We start from the raw sequence: 15870 nt of genomic DNA, 5'->3' as shown, positions 1-15870 counted from the left end.
AAATGCATGCAGCTCGCCCTGCGCTCGGCGGCGCCGCTCAGTCCTGTTGGGTCAAGGGTTTGGGGGTCAATTCGCGGGCCTGCTGCGCGAGACCACCCAGTCGCGCAGCCAGGAGCCGATCGCGCAGCCGACGAGATAGAGCGCGAACATGACCAGGAAGAGATCGAGCCAGTAGCCGAAGCGGCCGGGCACGACCCGCGCAAACGATGCCGCGACCAGCGCGGCGGCGAGCAGCGCGAGCCAGCGCATCCACATCTTCGAGACGCCCTGCGCCCGATGCACCACCGCGATCCAGCCCATGCCGAAGCCGAGCAGCGCGGCGCCGAGCAGCCAACCCCAGAAGAATGTCGCAAGCACGGTCATCGCTACTTCACCACGAATTCGATGCGGCGGTTCTGCGCCTTGCCGTCTTCACTCTCGTTGCCGGCGAGCGGCTGCGTGCTGCCATAGCCGATCGGCGTGAAGCGGTTGGCAGGCAGTCCGGCGCGCACGAGGTAATCGACCACGGCCTGCGCGCGGCGCTCCGACAAGGCTTGGTTGGCCGCCTCCTCACCGTCGCTGTCGGTATGGCCGGCGACTTCGATCGTCGCATTGGGACAGCGCATCGCGGTCTCGATCAGGCGGTCGAGCAGACCGGCGGAGTCAGGAACGATGTCGGCCTTGCCGGACTCGAAGCGGATCTTGCCCTTGGAGAGGATCTCGGAAAACAGCTGCTGACACACCGTCGGATCGACCGGCGCCGCCGCCGGCTTGACTGTGACCTCGGCCTTGTATTGCCAGCCCTGCGGAAAATCCTTGCCGAGCCCGTCGCGGATCTGGCCGGCCGCGGCATCATAGAGCGCATCGCCCGACAGCTTCACCTCGCGGTCCGACACCACCAGCGTCCCGGTCGACAGCCGCGACAGCGCGCCGAGCGCAGGCACCACCGCCGCCGCAAACCCTGAGGGCGCGCCGATGCTGGCCTTGAGATTGTCGACCACCTTTTCGCTGAAGAACTTGCGGCCGGCGGCCGCGACCAGCGCGGCATGCACGTTGTTGTCGGGCACGTAGCCGGTCAGCGTCAGCGTCACCGCGACCGGATCCTTGTAGGCCTGGAACACGTAAGGCGGCGCCTTGATGTCGTTGGCGGCGATCGAATAGCCCTCCGGCAGATTCTTCAGCGCCGCCGCGACCGCTTCGCGGCCGCCGAGCTCGCGCGCCATGCCGGCAAGAGCAACCTTGTTGTCGGTCAGCGTGATCTTGCCTTCCTTCAATTTGCCGATCTGGTCGAGCAGCAACAGCGCCGCCGGGTCGAACCGCGACGGCGCGCCACGGGCGAGCGCCATCTGATCTACCACCTCGACACCGCCGAGACTGGCCTTCGCGGCCTCGGTCAGCTTGCTCTTGCTCGACGGCAGCGGCGCATTGCCGCCGAGCGTCACCCGCACCACGTCGCGTTCGGCGGACCACACAAAGGGCTTGGCCTCAGCAACGAGGCGGGTCTCGTCGTTGACCAGCCGCACGCCCGGCACGGCCTCGACCGACGCCACTGCACTGAGACGGCCGTCCTCGGAGAAGGCATTGGCCGCAAAGGTCACGTCGCGGCCGTCGACGCTGATGCGGCGCTTGTCGAGCACGGTGTCCTTGAGTGCGGCATTGGAGCGCGCAGCAAGATCCGCCTCGACCGTTGCCGTGCTGGTCCAGGCCGCGATACCCCACAGGACGACCAGTGGAATCACCCCCGGCCACCACTTGCTACTCCACTTGAAAAGTCCGTGCATTCAGCGTCCTGCGGGTCTGGAACCAGAGAGAAAACAAACCCTTGGCTGACTGTCAAACCCCAAATCAAAGGCCATGGCGGGGGCGCCATATTGGATCGGGATAACAGTTTCTTCAGTGCTCTTTCGCTAAGTTTGCGACGGAATGCAAATCGGCCGGCCCGTGCCCCTCATGAAACAACTCCGCAACACCGTGATCCGTGCCGGGATGGAGGCGTTGTATTTCTCGGGTGCGCATATCCTGCTGCGGCCGATCTTTGCCGGCGTCGGCGCCATCTTCATGCTACACCACGTTCGCCCGCGGCGCGCCGACGCGTTTCAGCCCAACCATCACCTCGAGGTCACGCCGGACTTCCTGCGTGCGATGCTGACGCATCTGCGCGTGCTCGACGTCGATGTCGTCAGCATGGACGAGGCGCATCGCCGCCTCACCGAACGGAATTTCGCGCGGCGCTTCGCCTGCTTCACCTGCGATGACGGCTACCGCGACAACCGCGATTTCGCGCTGCCTGTGATGCGCGAGTTCGGCGCGCCGTTCACGGTCTTTGTCGCGAGCGATTTCGCCGAGGGCTGCGGCAAATTGTGGTGGATCGCGCTGGAGCGGATCATCGCGGCAGCGTCGGCGATCGAGGTGCCGATCGCCCGCGTCATGACGCGGATCGACACCGCGACGCCGCAAGCCAAGCGCACAGCGTTCGGCCGCATGCACGACTGGCTGCGTTCGCTGCCGAGCGAGCAGGAGATGCAGGCCGAGATATCCGCGCTGTGCGCCCGCCACGGCGTCGACGAGACCGGCATCGCGCGCGAGCTCTGCATGTCCTGGGACGAGCTGCGCGGCTTTGCCGACGATCCGTTGGTCACGATCGGCGCCCACACCATCACCCATTGCAATCTCGCCAAGCAGAGCGAGACCGTCGCGTCGTTCGAACTCGCCACCAGCCGGGCGCGAATCGAGGAAGCACTGCAGCGGCAGGTCGCGCATCTTGCCTATCCCTATGGCGACCGGATCGCGGCGGGGCAGCGCGAATTCGCGCTCGCCAGATCGATCGGCTTTCGGACTGCGGTGACGACGCGGCCGGGCATGCTGTTTCCCGAAAGCGCCGACCATCTGACCGCGTTGCAGCGGGTGTCGCTGAACGGCAATTACCAGGACGCGCGGCTTTTGCCGGTGCTGACATCCGGCGCCGCCACCGCGGTGTGGAACGGCTTTCGCCGCATCGACGCGGCGTGATCCGCTGTTCGTAGCCCGGATGCAGCCAACGGGTCGCGCGAACGCGCGCACGATGACAGGCTCCGCGTAATCCCGGACGGTCGCATCCACGGATAGCACTTCCCCGGATTTCGCTTCGCTCCATCCGGGCTACCGATCCCTTCCCTGTTTCTTGACTCGATCCCCGGCCGCGCCCAGAACCACTGGCAACGCAATGGAGGAGCGCATGTTCAAGGATCTGTTCTCACTGAAGGGCCGCGTCGCACTGGTGACCGGGGGATCGCGCGGCATCGGCAAGATGATCGCAGCCGGTTTCCTCGCGCAGGGCGCCGCGAAGGTCTACATCACCGCGCGCAAGGCAGGTCCCTGCGAGGCCACCGCCCAGGAGCTGACCGCCGCCTATGACGGCGAATGCATCGCGCTGCCGATCGACATCTCGACGGTCGAGGGCTGCGAGAAGCTCGCCGGTGAAATCATCAAGCGCGAGCCGAAGCTCGACATCCTGGTCAACAATGCCGGCGCGGCATGGGGCGCGGACTTCGACGAATTCCCGGAGAGCGGCTGGGACAAGGTGATGAACCTCAACGTCAAGTCGATCTTCTTCCTGACCAAGGCGCTGGCCAAGCCGCTGCGCGCCGCGGCGACCCATGACAAACCGGGCAAGGTGATCAACATCGCCTCGATCGACGGCATCTTCGTCAACCCGATGGAGACCTATTCCTATGCCGCCAGCAAGGCCGCTGTGATCCATTTGACGCGCCGGATGGCGACGCGCCTGATCAAGGACAACATCAATGTCACCGCGATCGCGCCCGGCGCGTTCAAGTCGGACATGAACCGCGCCGCGCGCGACCACGCCGACGAGGTCGCACAGCGCGTTCCGTCGCGGCGCGTGGGCAGCGACGAGGACATGGCGGGGACCGCGATCTATCTCGCCTCGCGCGCCGGCGACTATGTCGTGGGCAACACCATCGCAGTCGATGGCGGCGTGGTCTACGCGACCGCAGGGCTGGAGATCGCGGGGTAAGCGACCGCGCCTCTTACGCCCATCAGAGCATCACTGGTAATACAAAGGGCGCCTCGCCCGCAGCGGGGCGCTCTTTCCGACGCCTCTGGCTAGCTCCATCTGAAGCACGCCGCCAGACCTCACACACGCGACGATGTGAACTTCTGCTTCACATCACTCACGCGGGACATCACAGGGGGCTCCGTCAAAGCGGACGCGCGCAGCATGGATATCCGAATAGCGACGGTCGGCCCAATCGATGAGGCTCGCCATCGGGTGCAGCAGGGATTGGCCTAGCGGGGAAAGGCGATATTCAACGCTCGGCGGCTTGGTCGGAAAGACATGGCGGGTGATAAGTCCGTCGCGCTCCAAGTCGCGCAGCGTCTGTGTGAGCATGCGCTTCGAGATGTCGCGGATGGCTCGGCGAAGCTCGCCGAAGCGCTGCGGTCGCGTCGCGAGGGTCATGATCATGAGGATGCTCCACTTGTCGCCGATGCAGTCGAGCACGTCGCGCACCGGGCAATGCACGGGTTCTACTGACTGGGCGTCGTCCGATTGATATCGGCTGAATCGCTCGATCGCGCTCAATGCATCGCTCATGCCGGTCCCCTTTTTCTCTCCTGGTTACAAAAAACTGCCTCCTTACGGTGCAGGCCGGAGGTCTCTATGTGAGACCTACCCTACAATATAGGCCATTTAGGACCCGGAGAATACGCATGTTTCTAGTCACTGGAATTACAGGAAAAGTCGGCGGCGCAACGGCCAGGCATCTGTTGGCGCAAGGCAAGAAAGTACGGGCGCTGGTTCGCGACCGCGCGAAGGCGGCAAGCTGGACGGACCAGGGCGTGGAACTGGTGGACGGCGACTGGAACGACACGGCCGCCATCGAGCGGGCGCTCAAGGGCGTCGACGGCGCGTTTGTCATGTTGCCAGCCGTCTGGGCCCCCTCGCCGGACTTCAAGGAAGCCAAGGGCGTCATCGCGAACTATGTCGAGGCGCTGACCAAGGCCGCGCCGCCGCGGGTCGTCGGGCTCTCGTCGATGGGGGCGAACAGAACCAGCGGGCTGGGGATGATCACAGCCCTGTCGTTGCTGGAGCAAGGCTTTCGCAAACTGACATCGCCGACCGCCTTCGTGCGCGCCGGCGGGTTTTTCGAAAACTTCCTTTACGGCCTGCACGTCGCCCAGGGCGGCACGCTCCCCGTGTACTACAACCCGACCAACCGGAAATCGACCATGGTCGCGACGAACGACATCGGTGCCGAGGTGGCGACGCTGCTGACCGGGCCGGCGTGGTCGGGGCAGCGCGTCATCGAACTTGGTTCGATGGTCAGCGCGGATGAGGTCGCCACGCAACTGGGCGATGTCATGCAGCGCGAAGTCACGGCCTTCGCTGTCCCGCGTGCCGAGTGGCCGGCAGCATTCGAGCAGTTCGGCATCCCGAAGGGCCAAACCGGACCGGCTGAAGCGATGTTCGACGCCGTCAACGCGGGTTGGATGGACCTTGGCGTAGCGGGCACGGAGCGCGTCACCGGCACAACGCTGCCCCGCGATGTCTTCGCGACGGCCCAGAAGGCCGCCACGGCTTAGGTCCGCGGATCAGCGATGAGATCGACTTTCGGACCTGTTCCGGAAATTCGCATCTCCGTCGGAATGAATGCGTCGCGGCCGGCCGTCTCTCCGCGACGCCCTCATCAGACAAGGATGGACAAATGTCAAAGATTTCCTGGCGCCGAGTCTCGGCCTTGGCGCTTGCAGCCTTCTTCGTCGTGGGATCGCTCAGCAACATCTTCGCCCCTGGGTCTATCTACGAAGAATATCTGCGGTGGGGATACCCGTACTGGTTCCATTTCGTAACCGGATCGCTGGAACTCACGACCGCCGTTCTGCTGGCGCGGGCACGGACGCGGCTGTGGGGCTCGGCGCTCGGCTGCACCGTGATGTTGGCAGCGCTCGCGACCGTCACACTCCACGGTGAATACGGGCACGGCCTTGCGCCGCTTGTCGTGGCAACACTATCGATAGTCGTCGGCTGGATTGCCTGGCCGAAGCGGATCCCCAGTTCGGCATGACTGTCGCCACTGGAGGCCGAGGGAATCTCCGCGTGCTCGCGTTCACGGGTGAAAATCTCAACATCGTTGCGCGGCTCCGTGCACGTCCGGACTGGCGAACGGCGAGTGGCCGCCCCCTGTTCGTCGTTCAAAGGCTCGACGCAAACGCATCGACGAGTCGGTCGAAGGCTTCGGCTCTTTCCCACTGCGTGGCGTGGCCGGCACCGTCGATCACCTGAACCTGGCCGCGCCATAGCGTCGGCGCGGGCAGCCGTTGCAGATAGCCGAGATCGACCATCTGCTCCTCGCTGCCGTGCACGATCGCCAGCGGAATCCCGAGGCCGCGCACGATCTCGACCTCGTCCGCAAAGCGGCCGGCCTGCACGCTGGCGCCGAGATAGCCGCGCGCATTGCCGTCGGTGCGGCGGAAATCGGTGTCGACGAACGCGGGCAACGGCGCATAGTCCGGCGCGAAGACCGTTTTCAGCCAGGCCGCGATCTCGGCATCGCTGGGCGCCGGCGTGAAGGTGGTGGCCGACAGCCCCTTGAACCCGGAAAATCCGTCCGGCGCCTTGCTGATCGGCGGCGTACCGAAAATCATCAGCCCGGCCGCCATCGGCAATGACGGGGCTGCGTTGAGCACGGCATGTCCGCCGAGGCTCCAGCCCACCACCACCGCATCCTTCAGGCCGAGTTCCTTTGCGGCCGCGGCAATACAGCAGGCATAGCCTGCACCCGAATAGCCGTGCTCCGGATCGGGCGCAGGCGATGAGCCGCCATGGCCGGGAAGATCGATTGCGACCAGCCGGTATTTGGCGCCAAGCGGCCCCTGGAGTTGCTTCTGCCAGATTCTGGACGACGACGAATTGCCGTGAACCAGCAGGATGTCGCGGCCCGTACCCGCGCTCTCGAAGCCCGCGATCGTCTGCTCACCGAACTGGAGCTTGAGCGGACGCAGGGTCGGCCCCGGAAAAATCTCTTCACTCATGATGGCCCCGCCGAAATTCCGAACCGCGGCAAGCGGCTGAAGCCGTCATTGCGGTTGATGTATTGAAGCTGTGTGATCTCCGCGCGAAGGCATCGCGCTTGTCAAGCCGGGAAGCCCCAGCGCTTTATCGCGCGCGAGCGAACGCACGTCTCAAGAAAGAAAAGGGGCAAGCCAGGACCTTCTCGGCTTACCCCTTTTCGGCCCCTCCGGGAGGAGAGGAACTGCTAAAGCATGATCCGGAAAAGTGCGAAGCGATTTTCCGAAAAGACCATGCTCAAACAAAGAGCTAAAGCGCGATGACGATTCAACCTGATCTCATCGCGCTTTAGCTGAAACTCAGCTCTCGATCCTCACATATTCGAAGTCGCCGGGCTTATTGTCGATGCCGACCTTGGGAGGCGAGATCCAGGAGGCGAACTCGCCGGGTTCGGTCACCGGCTTCATCAGCGAGGCGATGAAGTCGCCGTCCGCGGTCGACGGCAGCCAGTCGTTCTTGCGCTTCGCCCAGGTGGCGTCGTCGATCAGGAGGCCATCGGGCGTCGCATGGATGTCCTTGAACTCGCCGATCTGGCGGTGGAAGGCGGTGTTCGGCACCGCGAGCTTGTAGTCGATGCCAGCAGTCGAGATCACCTTGTTCCAGCGCAGCATGCCCTTGACGCAATCCTGCGTGTAGTCGTCGCGCAGCCGCATGTTGAGCGCGGTCAGCGCCGGCTCGTCGACCATCTTGATCTGGCCGTCCACCATCTTCATGACCGGATAGGTCGAGCTCTTGAGCTGGTGATCGTCCTCGATCGTGGTCTCCTTGTAGCGGCCCTTGATGCCGGCGTTGAAGGCATTGGCCGCATTGGTCGACACTTCGGAGCCGAACAGGTCGAGCGACAGCGAATAGTGCAGGTTCAGCTTCTTCTGGATGGTCGGCAGGTCGATGACGCCGAGCGCCCGGACCTTGGCGATGTCGTTCGGATCGGTGATGCCGGCTTCCGTCATCGCATCGCAGGTGCGCTGCACGACGCGGGTGATGCCGGTCTCGCCGACGAACATGTGATGGGCTTCCTCGGTCAGCATGAAGCGGCAGGTGCGCGACAGCGGATCGAAGCCCGACTGCGCCAGCGAGTGCAGCTGCATCTTGCCGTCACGGTCGGTGAAGTAGGTGAACATGAAGAACGACAGCCAGTCCGGAGTCGCCTCGTTGAAGGCCCCCAGCATGCGCGGCGAATCCGCATCGCCCGAGCGGCGGCGCAGCAAATCGTCGGCCTCCTCGCGGCCGTCGCGGCCGAAATACTTCTGCAGGAGGTAGACCATCGCCCAGAGATGGCGGCCTTCCTCGACATTGACCTGGAACAGATTGCGCATGTCGTAGAGCGAGGGCGCGGTCTTGCCGAGATGGCGCTGCTGTTCGACCGAGGCCGGCTCGGTGTCGCCCTGGATCACGATCAGGCGGCGCAGCATGGCGCGATGCTCGCCGGGGACTTCCTGCCAGGCCGGCTTGCCGTAGTCCTCGCCGAACGGAATGACGCGGTTCTCTTCCTGCGGTGCAAGCAAAATGCCCCAGCGATATTCGGGCATCCGCACGTAGTCGAACTTGGCCCAGCCGCGCGGGTCGACCGAATAGGCGGTGCGCAGATAGACGAGCGATTCCTGGAATCCTTCCGGACCCATGTCGCTCCACCAGTCCATGTAACCGGGGTGCCAGCCCTCCAGCGCCTTGAGCACCTGGCGGTCTTCGGCGAGATTCACGTTGTTTGGAATCTTGGTCGAGTAATCGACGTTCATGATGTTCATGGCCGTGCTCCTTGGTATCGGTCCGACGTCTATCGTGTCTTGCTCAACCGTCATCCTGAGGAGCGCGTAGCGCGTCGATGGATGCTGGCTTGGTCCTAGTCCTCGCTAATGCTCGCACCTCCAGCGACAATGGCAAAGCCATTGCGCGGGGATGACGGCGTCATTTGCCTCAAACGCGCGTCATGTCGAATTGCGCCTTCTGGCCGGTGCCGTAGCGGCGCAGCGCGCCGTCTTCGCCGACCGCGTTCGGCCGCTGGAAGATCCAGTTCTGCCACGCCGTCAGGCGCGAGAAGATCTTCGATTCCATGGTCTCGGGACCAACGAAGCGCAGATTGGCTTCCATCCCGGTGAGGCCGTCGGGCGAGAACGAGGTGCGCTCCTCGAAGAACACGCGGACCTCGTCGTCCCAGTCGATGTCGTCGAGCGCGAAGGTGACAAGACCGAGCTCCTCGGCCTCCTCCGCATCGAGCGCCTTGCCGATCGAGCCCTGCGCGCGCTCCAGATCCATTGGGTCGGCCTGGAAGCGCGATTGCAGCCGGGTCAGGCCGTGGCTCATCGGATAGGGCCCGAAATTCATCGCCGTCAGTTCGATCGCCGGCGGCGGGCGGTTGTCGCCCTGCTTCTGGCCGATCAGCATGTAGGAGCGGTCGGCGGCGAACACGAGCTCGGCCAAGGTGCCGACGAAGCAGGAGCCGGGCTCGACCAGCGTCACCAGCGTGCGCGAGGTGACGTCGATGCGCTTGAGCACGCGCTTCCAGTAATGCCTCACCTCGTTGACCAGCCAGTGCGCCTTGTTGGCCTCCAGGAACGCGTCATAGGACACGACATTGGCGCGGTCGCCGTGGCTCTTGAACACCAGCATCGCGGTCTCGAGCTCGTTGATCCGCAGATGCAGGATCGCATCGTCGAGCTCGCGTGCAACCTGCAGCGGCCAGAACGAAGCGCCCTGCGCGATCATGCCGTCGACGTCGGCGGGCGCCGTGGTTTCCGGCGCCTTGATCGAGATGGTGGCGATGCGCGCGGCGCGATCGATGTCGACGCTGACGAAGCCGTAGCGGATCGCGCTGTCGTCGATGGTGCGCTGAAGCGGCGTCAGTGCGATGCCTTTGCCCTCCCCGTTGCGCTTCGACCTGGCGGCGAATTCCTTGACGCGCTCGGCAAGCTTGCCCTCGAGCTTGGAGTTCGGCGCGATCTCGTCGACCAGGCGCCACTGCACCGCGCGCTTGCCCTTGATGCCTTCCTCGATGGTGCAGAAGAAGTCGGCATGGTCGCGGCGCACCTTGCGCTTGTCGACGACGCGGGTCAGGCCGCCGGTGCCCGGCAGCACCGCGAGCAGCGGCACTTCCGGCAGCGCGACGGCGGCGGCGCCGTCGTCGGCCATCATGATGTGATCGGTTGCGAGCGCCAGCTCATAACCGCCGCCGGCCGCGGTGCCGTTGACGACGGTGATGAAGCTCTGGCCGGAATTCTCGCTGGAGTCTTCAAGACCGTTGCGGGTCTCGTTGGTGAACTTGCAGAAGTTGACCTTGTGGGCGTGGGTGGAGCCCGCCAGCATGCGGATGTTGGCGCCGGCGCAGAACACGCGGTTCTTGCCCGAGCGCATCACCACGACCTTCACCTCGGGATGCTCGAAGCGCAGCCGCTGCACGGCGTCCGCCAGCTCGATGTCGACGCCGAGATCGTAGGAGTTCAGCTTGAGCTGGTAGCCCTCGAACAGGCCGGCGTTCTCGTCGACGTCCATGGTCAGCGTCGCGACGTCGCCCGCGACGTCGAGCTTCCAGTGCCGGTAGCGCGACGGGTTGGTCTGGAAGTCGATGTACTTCGCCCCGCCTGCAAGGACGCGATCGTCACCAGCCATGGGCCACCCTTATCTGTTGTTCGTTTGAAGGTTCGTCGTCGTGATCTTCATGCATAATAATGCATGTTTTTGATCTGGTCTAGTTCAAAACGCAAAAACATGCATTTTGTTTCATGTTCGGGAATTCACCCATTGGGCCAATGGCCTGGCACCGGCACCAAAAGTCAGGCCGCCAGTGCCGGGTCGTCCCGCAGCGCCGCTTTGGCGAATTCGGTGACCGCGTCCAGCGTCACCGCGGGCGCTTCGCGGTGCGGCGAGTGACCGGCGCCGGCGATGGCCGCGACATCGACCGGGCAGTAGCACTCGTCCTGGGCGATCTCGACCTGGCGCATCGTGCCGTATTGATCGTCCGGGCCCTGCACGATCAGCACCGGCACGCGGATATAGGCGAGATATTCGGAGATATCCCAGTCGCGGAAAGCCGGATCGAGCCAGACGTCGTTCCAGCCATGGAAGGCGTTGTCGACATCCTTGTGCCAGCGCGCCAGCTTCTCCTTCAGATTGGTGGTCTCATACGCCGTCTTGATCTCGGCGATCGACTTGACCGAGATGTCCTCGACAACGAAGTGCGGCGCGATGAGCGCAAGCCCGTGCAGGCGATGATCCTGATGCGCGCCAGCATAGATCGCCGCGATCGAAGCGCCGTCGGAGTGACCGACCAGCAGGCCCCGGCGGAAGCCGATCCGGTCGAGCAGCTTCGGCAGCACGTCGAGCGCCTCGCGATGCATGTAGTCGACCGGACGCGGCAGCTTCGCCGGCGACGAGGAGCCATAACCAGCGCGCGAATACGCGAACACGCCGGCGCCGGTCGCCGCCTGCAGCTTCTCGGGAAAATCACCCCACAGCCCGACGCAGCCGAGACCTTCATGCAGCATCACGAGGGTCGGCGCCGTCTCGGGTGACGGGCCGATCATCCGATATTCAAGATCGGCGCCGTCGATGCTGAGGAAGCCGTTGGGGTTCAAATTCTGCATGATGGGCCTTCCTCACTCGTCGTCCCGGCCTAGTGCGCAATTGCGCACTAGGCCGGGACGACGTGGGGAGCTAGTGCTCGTGTTCCCGCAACTTGAATCGCTGTATTTTCCCGGTCGCCGTCTTCGGCAGATTGTCCACCACATCGATCCAGCGCGGATATTTCCACGGCCCGATCTTCTGCTTGACGTGTTCCTTCAGCGCCTCGTGCAGGCCGGCGGCCGAACTCTCGGGCCGCAGCACCACATAGGCCTTCGGCTTCAGCAGGCCTTCCGGATCGGCCTCCGGCACGACGGCGGCTTCCAGCACCGCGGGATGGGTGATCAGCGCACTCTCGACCTCGAATGGCGAGACCCAGATGCCGGAAACCTTGAACATGTCGTCGGCGCGGCCGCAGAAAGTGTAACGGCCGTCGGCATCGCGCGTGTATTTGTCGCCGGTGCGGGTCCACGCGCCCTCGAAGGTGGCGCGGCTCTTGGCGCGCTGATTCCAGTAGCTCTCGCCGGCCGAGGGCGCGTCGACCAGCAGCTCGCCGACCTCACCGTCCGCGACGTCGGCCCCTGTTTCGTTGACCAGCCGCACCTTGTAGCCGGGCACCGGACGGCCGGACGAGCCGTATTTGATGTCGCCGGGCGCATTCGACAGAAAGATGTGCAAGAGCTCGGTCGAGCCGACGCCGTCGAGGATGTCGACGCCGAACCGCGCGCGCCACGCATTGCCAACCGATTCCGGCAACGCTTCGCCGGCCGAGGTGCAGACCCGCAGGCGATTGCCCGCGGCTTGCGCCTTCGTCGCCTCGTCGTTCAGCATCGCCGCGAACAGGGTCGGTACGCCGAAGAAGATGCTGGGATGATATTTGTTCATCAGCGCGAACATCACCGCCGGCGTCGGACGTTCCGAATTGAGCACCGTGGTGGCGCCGACCGACATCGGGAAGGTCAGCGCATTGCCGAGCCCATAGGCGAAGAACAGCTTTGCCGCCGAGAGCCCAACATCGTCCTCGCGGATACCGAGCACCTGTTTCGCATAGGTCTCCGCCGTCGCCGCGAGATTGGAATGCAGATGGCGCACGCCCTTCGGCATGCCGGTCGAGCCCGACGAATAGAGCCAGAACGCCGGCTCGTCGGCATGCGTCGGCGCGGTCGCGAACACGTCGCTCTCGCGCGCGATCTCGTCCGACAGTTTCTTGTGGCCGTGCGCGTCCTTGCCGGAGACCACGACATGCTCGAGGTCAGGCATGCGCGCGATGATGTCCTTCACGACCGGCAGCAGCGCCTCGGAGACGAACAGCACGCGCGCGCGGCAATCGCCGAGGATGTAGGCGTATTGCTCCGCGGTCAGCAGCGTGTTGAGCGGCACCGGCACCACGCCGGCACGGATCGCGCCGAGGAACACGATCGGGAAATCGATCGTATCCAGCATGATCATGGCGACCCGCTCCTCGCGGCGGACGCCGAGCCGGCGCAGCATGTTGCCGACGCGGCGGGTCTGCTGCTGCAACTGGCCATAGGTGATTTGCGACACCGTATCGTCGAACACGACCTTGTCGCCGCGCCCCTCATCGACATTGCGGTCGAGCAGCCAGGACACAGCATTGTAAGGCACTGCGTTGGTGGTCATGGCCCGCTCCTCAGGCACAGGCGCATCGCGCCTGCCCTCTCCCGTCAAGATTTAAGAATTATAATTCATACAAAGCCACCACATCGGCTTGCTGTCAATCCTCATCGGCATTATGTTTCCTAGACCATTGGACCTGATTCAGTCAGGACCGCGCGTCGCACGGGGATCATGACCGAAGCCAACGATCCGGAAACCGACTTCCTCGAACAGCTCGGCCAGCGCGTGCGTACCATGCGCGCGCTCCGCGGCATGTCGCGCAAGGTGCTCGCCAAGGTCTCCGGCATTTCCGAACGCTACATCGCCCAGCTCGAAAGCGGCAAAGGCAATGTCTCGATCGTGCTGCTGCGCCGTGTCGCAGGCGCGATGGGCGCGCATCTCGAGGACCTGATCCCCTCGAGCGAGCCGGTTCCGGACTGGGCCGTGATCCGCGATCTCCTGCGCAAGGCGTCGCCGAACCAGATCGCGCAGGCCAAGGACATGCTCGCCGGCAGCAGCCCGCTGGCGCCGCGCGGCGCCTCGTTCTCCGGCATCGCGCTGATCGGCCTGCGCGGCGCCGGCAAGACCACGCTCGGCCGGATGCTGGCGAAGAAGATCGGCTGGAGCTTCGTCGAGCTCAACAAGGAGATCGAGGCGCAGAACGGCCTGTCGGTCGCCGAGATCATCGCACTGTACGGCCAGGAAGGTTTTCGCCGCATGGAGCAGGCCGCGCTGACGCAGCTGCTGGCGCGCAAGGAGTTGATGGTGCTGGCGACCGGCGGCGGCATCGTCTCCGAGGCGCTGACCTTCGACCTGATCCTGTCGTCGTTCTACACGATCTGGCTGAAGGCCGAGCCGGAAGAGCACATGGCCCGCGTCCGCCGCCAGGGCGACCTGCGCCCGATGGCCGACGACCGCTCGGCGATGGCCGAGTTGCGCAACATCCTGGTCAGCCGCGAACCGCTCTATGCGCGCGCATCGGCCGTGGTCGACACTGCTGGGCTATCCGTCGATGCAGCCGCGGCGCGGCTGATCGATTCGGTGCGACCGGTGCTGCAGAACGAGGCGCGCTCGTTCGGGCTGCGCAGCGTCGCGCTTTAAAGCCGGTCAGGCAAAGTCGGTCCAACGGCACTCTCGCTGCACCTCTCCCGCTTGCGGGGGAGGTCGACGCGCGTAGCGCGGCGGGTGGGGGCTCTTACCGCAATGCGATTCGCGGAAAGAGCCCCCACCCTAGCCCTCCCCCGCAAGCGGGAGAGGGGACCGCGATTCCGACGCCGCGGCCACTCGGCTCACCTCATGTCCCAGGCGCACTAGAGCAGATTCTGATCAGACACGGTCATAACCGGCTGCGGCGAAGAAGTTCAGGCACTCTTGGGCGGTGAAGGCGGTCAGGGCGGTGGCAATAGCGTTGTCCAAAGCCTCGATTGATCTGGCGGCGGCCTTTCGAAGTGCGGCTTTGAGCTTGGCGAAGGCCATTTCGATCGGATTGAGGTCGGGCGAATAAGGCGGCAAATAGAGGAGCTGGGCGCCCACGGCATCGATTGCGATGCCGACCTCGGCGCGCTTGTGTGCTGCGAGATTGTCCATCACCACGATGTCGCCGGGCCTGAGTGTCGGCACGAGGACTTGCGTCACGTAAGCCTCGAACGCCAGACCATCCATGGGACCGTCAAGGACCATCGGCGCAGTCATGCCGGTCGCTCTGAGCGCGCCGACGAAGGTCGTCGTCTTCCAATGACCATGCGGGAGCGCTGCGACACAGCGCTGGCCGTACGGCGAGCGGCCATAGCGCCGCGCCATCTTGGTCGAGGCTCCCGTCTCGTCGATAAACACCAACCGATGGATGCCGATCTCAGGCTGAGATGCCTTCCACGCCGCGCGTTCAGCGGCCACGTCCGGCCGATCCTGCTCGCTGGCGTGCGATGTTTTTTTTGAACGTGATGTTGCGGCGATCGAAGAATCGCCAGACCACGCTCGGCACGAAACGCTCGCCGTGGACTTTGAGGAGATGGTCAGCGATCTCGGCCAGCGTCATGTCAGGCGTAGCCTTGACCAGGGAGAGGATCTCCGCAGCATGACCCTCGATCCGAGCTGAACGTCTGTCTCCGCCCTGCGCTCCCGCCTCACAAGCGCCGGTGCTGCGCCATTCGTTGACCAGTTCGATCGCTGTCGATGGCGCTACGCCGAACCGGCCGGCGGCGCCCCGACAGCTCATGCCTTCCTCTTCCACAGCCCGAATAATGCGAAGGCGAAGGTCCGGCGAGAGCGGCTTAGCCATGGGGGCTGGCCTCCATCACCAGCCCTCAGGGTGAATCACGATTTGCCTCACAAGGGAATCTGGAGGGTTCTGTGAGGTCGCGCTCACGCGAGGGCGCGGCAGGCGCTTATGACGCGACCTCATTGAAGCCGGATTGAACGAAGGCGCGGGAGGCTATTCGCGGTTTTGCAGCTATGGGGATTGTTCGAGATCGCCATGCCCGATCTGCTGGCTCGGCGCGTGAGGCAGAGACACAGGAGTGCGCATCCTGGAAGAGTTGAGATCAGACGCGCTTCGCCTGAGATCGCGATAGGCCTTTTGCTGCATCGGACGGTTGTTGTCGCGCAGTGTGACAGCACGGATTCGACATCGTCCGCGATGATCGAGACGCTGG

At 64.5% G+C, this 15870-nt stretch carries 14 protein-coding genes; 5 read left to right on the top strand and 9 right to left on the bottom strand.

The genetic code is table 11. The features are described from left to right. Positions 1–66 precede the first annotated feature (66 nt). Positions 67–363, bottom strand: coding sequence for a hypothetical protein (locus tag HU230_RS37190; RefSeq protein ID WP_176533938.1), 297 nt, complete (start codon positions 361–363; stop codon positions 67–69). Positions 364–365: 2 nt separating this feature from the next. After that, positions 366–1760: an OmpA family protein gene (locus tag HU230_RS37185; protein WP_176533939.1), complete on the bottom strand. Its 1395-nt coding sequence runs from the start codon at positions 1758–1760 to the stop codon at positions 366–368. A 169-nt stretch (positions 1761–1929) separates the two neighbouring features. Between HU230_RS37185 and HU230_RS37180 the strand changes: the two genes are divergently transcribed. Together HU230_RS37180 and HU230_RS37175 are read left to right on the top strand one after the other, a co-directional pair. Continuing rightward, positions 1930–2988 (top strand): polysaccharide deacetylase family protein, encoded by a 1059-nt coding sequence (locus HU230_RS37180; RefSeq protein WP_176533940.1) that lies wholly within the window; start codon positions 1930–1932, stop codon positions 2986–2988. A gap of 205 nt (positions 2989–3193) precedes the next feature. Next, positions 3194–3994 (top strand): SDR family NAD(P)-dependent oxidoreductase, encoded by an 801-nt coding sequence (locus tag HU230_RS37175; protein ID WP_092126579.1) that lies wholly within the window; start codon positions 3194–3196, stop codon positions 3992–3994. Between the two features lie 153 nt (positions 3995–4147). Here the strand turns inward: HU230_RS37175 and HU230_RS37170 are convergent, their stop codons facing one another. Continuing rightward, a complete protein-coding gene (locus HU230_RS37170) occupies positions 4148–4573 on the bottom strand; it encodes a winged helix-turn-helix transcriptional regulator (protein ID WP_176533941.1) in 426 nt (141 codons plus the stop codon). Between the two features lie 116 nt (positions 4574–4689). Between HU230_RS37170 and HU230_RS37165 the strand changes: the two genes are divergently transcribed. Both HU230_RS37165 and HU230_RS37160 read left to right on the top strand, forming a co-directional pair. Further along, positions 4690–5562 carry an NmrA family NAD(P)-binding protein gene (locus HU230_RS37165; RefSeq protein ID WP_176533942.1) on the top strand — a complete coding sequence of 291 codons (873 nt, stop codon included), beginning with the start codon at positions 4690–4692 and terminating at the stop codon, positions 5560–5562. A 122-nt stretch (positions 5563–5684) separates the two neighbouring features. After that, a complete protein-coding gene (locus HU230_RS37160; protein ID WP_176533943.1) occupies positions 5685–6044 on the top strand; it encodes a DoxX family protein in 360 nt (119 codons plus the stop codon). Positions 6045–6171: 127 nt separating this feature from the next. Here the strand turns inward: HU230_RS37160 and HU230_RS37155 are convergent, their stop codons facing one another. The 5 genes from HU230_RS37155 to HU230_RS37135 all read right to left on the bottom strand — a co-directional run bounded on the left by HU230_RS37155 (position 6172) and on the right by HU230_RS37135 (position 13243). Further along, positions 6172–7011, bottom strand: a complete 840-nt coding sequence (locus HU230_RS37155; RefSeq protein ID WP_176533944.1) for an alpha/beta fold hydrolase — start codon at positions 7009–7011, stop codon at positions 6172–6174. A gap of 336 nt (positions 7012–7347) precedes the next feature. Next, complete coding sequence (gene boxB / locus HU230_RS37150; RefSeq protein ID WP_176535242.1) at positions 7348–8784, bottom strand: benzoyl-CoA 2,3-epoxidase subunit BoxB; 1437 nt, start codon at positions 8782–8784, stop codon at positions 7348–7350. A 178-nt stretch (positions 8785–8962) separates the two neighbouring features. Continuing rightward, entirely contained in the window at positions 8963–10651 is a 1689-nt protein-coding gene (gene boxC / locus HU230_RS37145; RefSeq protein WP_176533945.1) for a 2,3-epoxybenzoyl-CoA dihydrolase, read from the bottom strand. A gap of 164 nt (positions 10652–10815) precedes the next feature. Then, entirely contained in the window at positions 10816–11625 is an 810-nt protein-coding gene (locus HU230_RS37140; RefSeq protein WP_176533946.1) for an alpha/beta fold hydrolase, read from the bottom strand. A gap of 70 nt (positions 11626–11695) precedes the next feature. Continuing rightward, positions 11696–13243: a benzoate-CoA ligase family protein gene (locus HU230_RS37135; RefSeq protein WP_176533947.1), complete on the bottom strand. Its 1548-nt coding sequence runs from the start codon at positions 13241–13243 to the stop codon at positions 11696–11698. Between the two features lie 168 nt (positions 13244–13411). On the opposite strand from HU230_RS37135, the gene HU230_RS37130 reads away from it, so the two are divergent. Next, entirely contained in the window at positions 13412–14320 is a 909-nt protein-coding gene (locus tag HU230_RS37130) for a helix-turn-helix transcriptional regulator (RefSeq protein ID WP_176533948.1), read from the top strand. Positions 14321–14545: 225 nt separating this feature from the next. On the opposite strand, the gene HU230_RS37125 is transcribed toward HU230_RS37130, so the two are convergent. Continuing rightward, positions 14546–15497 (bottom strand): IS630 family transposase gene (locus tag HU230_RS37125; RefSeq protein WP_176528729.1). Its coding sequence is split into 2 segments (ribosomal slippage): positions 14546–15158 and positions 15157–15497, totalling 954 coding nucleotides; the frame shifts between segments, so codons are not numbered across the junction. Positions 15498–15870 lie beyond the last annotated feature (373 nt).

It is taken from the genome of Bradyrhizobium quebecense (genome assembly GCF_013373795.3).
GTDB lineage: Bacteria > Pseudomonadota > Alphaproteobacteria > Rhizobiales > Xanthobacteraceae > Bradyrhizobium > Bradyrhizobium quebecense.
This window is presented reverse-complemented; position numbering and strand designations above follow the sequence as displayed.

Coding starts and splice junctions, on each gene's coding strand:
- HU230_RS37190 (WP_176533938.1), bottom strand. CDS start 363: ATGACCGTGCTTGCGACATTCTTCTGGGGTTGGCTGCTCGGCGCCGCG.
- HU230_RS37185 (WP_176533939.1), bottom strand. CDS start 1,760: ATGCACGGACTTTTCAAGTGGAGTAGCAAGTGGTGGCCGGGGGTGATT.
- HU230_RS37180 (WP_176533940.1), top strand. CDS start 1,930: ATGAAACAACTCCGCAACACCGTGATCCGTGCCGGGATGGAGGCGTTG.
- HU230_RS37175 (WP_092126579.1), top strand. CDS start 3,194: ATGTTCAAGGATCTGTTCTCACTGAAGGGCCGCGTCGCACTGGTGACC.
- HU230_RS37170 (WP_176533941.1), bottom strand. CDS start 4,573: ATGAGCGATGCATTGAGCGCGATCGAGCGATTCAGCCGATATCAATCG.
- HU230_RS37165 (WP_176533942.1), top strand. CDS start 4,690: ATGTTTCTAGTCACTGGAATTACAGGAAAAGTCGGCGGCGCAACGGCC.
- HU230_RS37160 (WP_176533943.1), top strand. CDS start 5,685: ATGTCAAAGATTTCCTGGCGCCGAGTCTCGGCCTTGGCGCTTGCAGCC.
- HU230_RS37155 (WP_176533944.1), bottom strand. CDS start 7,011: ATGAGTGAAGAGATTTTTCCGGGGCCGACCCTGCGTCCGCTCAAGCTC.
- boxB (WP_176535242.1), bottom strand. CDS start 8,784: ATGAACGTCGATTACTCGACCAAGATTCCAAACAACGTGAATCTCGCC.
- boxC (WP_176533945.1), bottom strand. CDS start 10,651: ATGGCTGGTGACGATCGCGTCCTTGCAGGCGGGGCGAAGTACATCGAC.
- HU230_RS37140 (WP_176533946.1), bottom strand. CDS start 11,625: ATGCAGAATTTGAACCCCAACGGCTTCCTCAGCATCGACGGCGCCGAT.
- HU230_RS37135 (WP_176533947.1), bottom strand. CDS start 13,243: ATGACCACCAACGCAGTGCCTTACAATGCTGTGTCCTGGCTGCTCGAC.
- HU230_RS37130 (WP_176533948.1), top strand. CDS start 13,412: ATGACCGAAGCCAACGATCCGGAAACCGACTTCCTCGAACAGCTCGGC.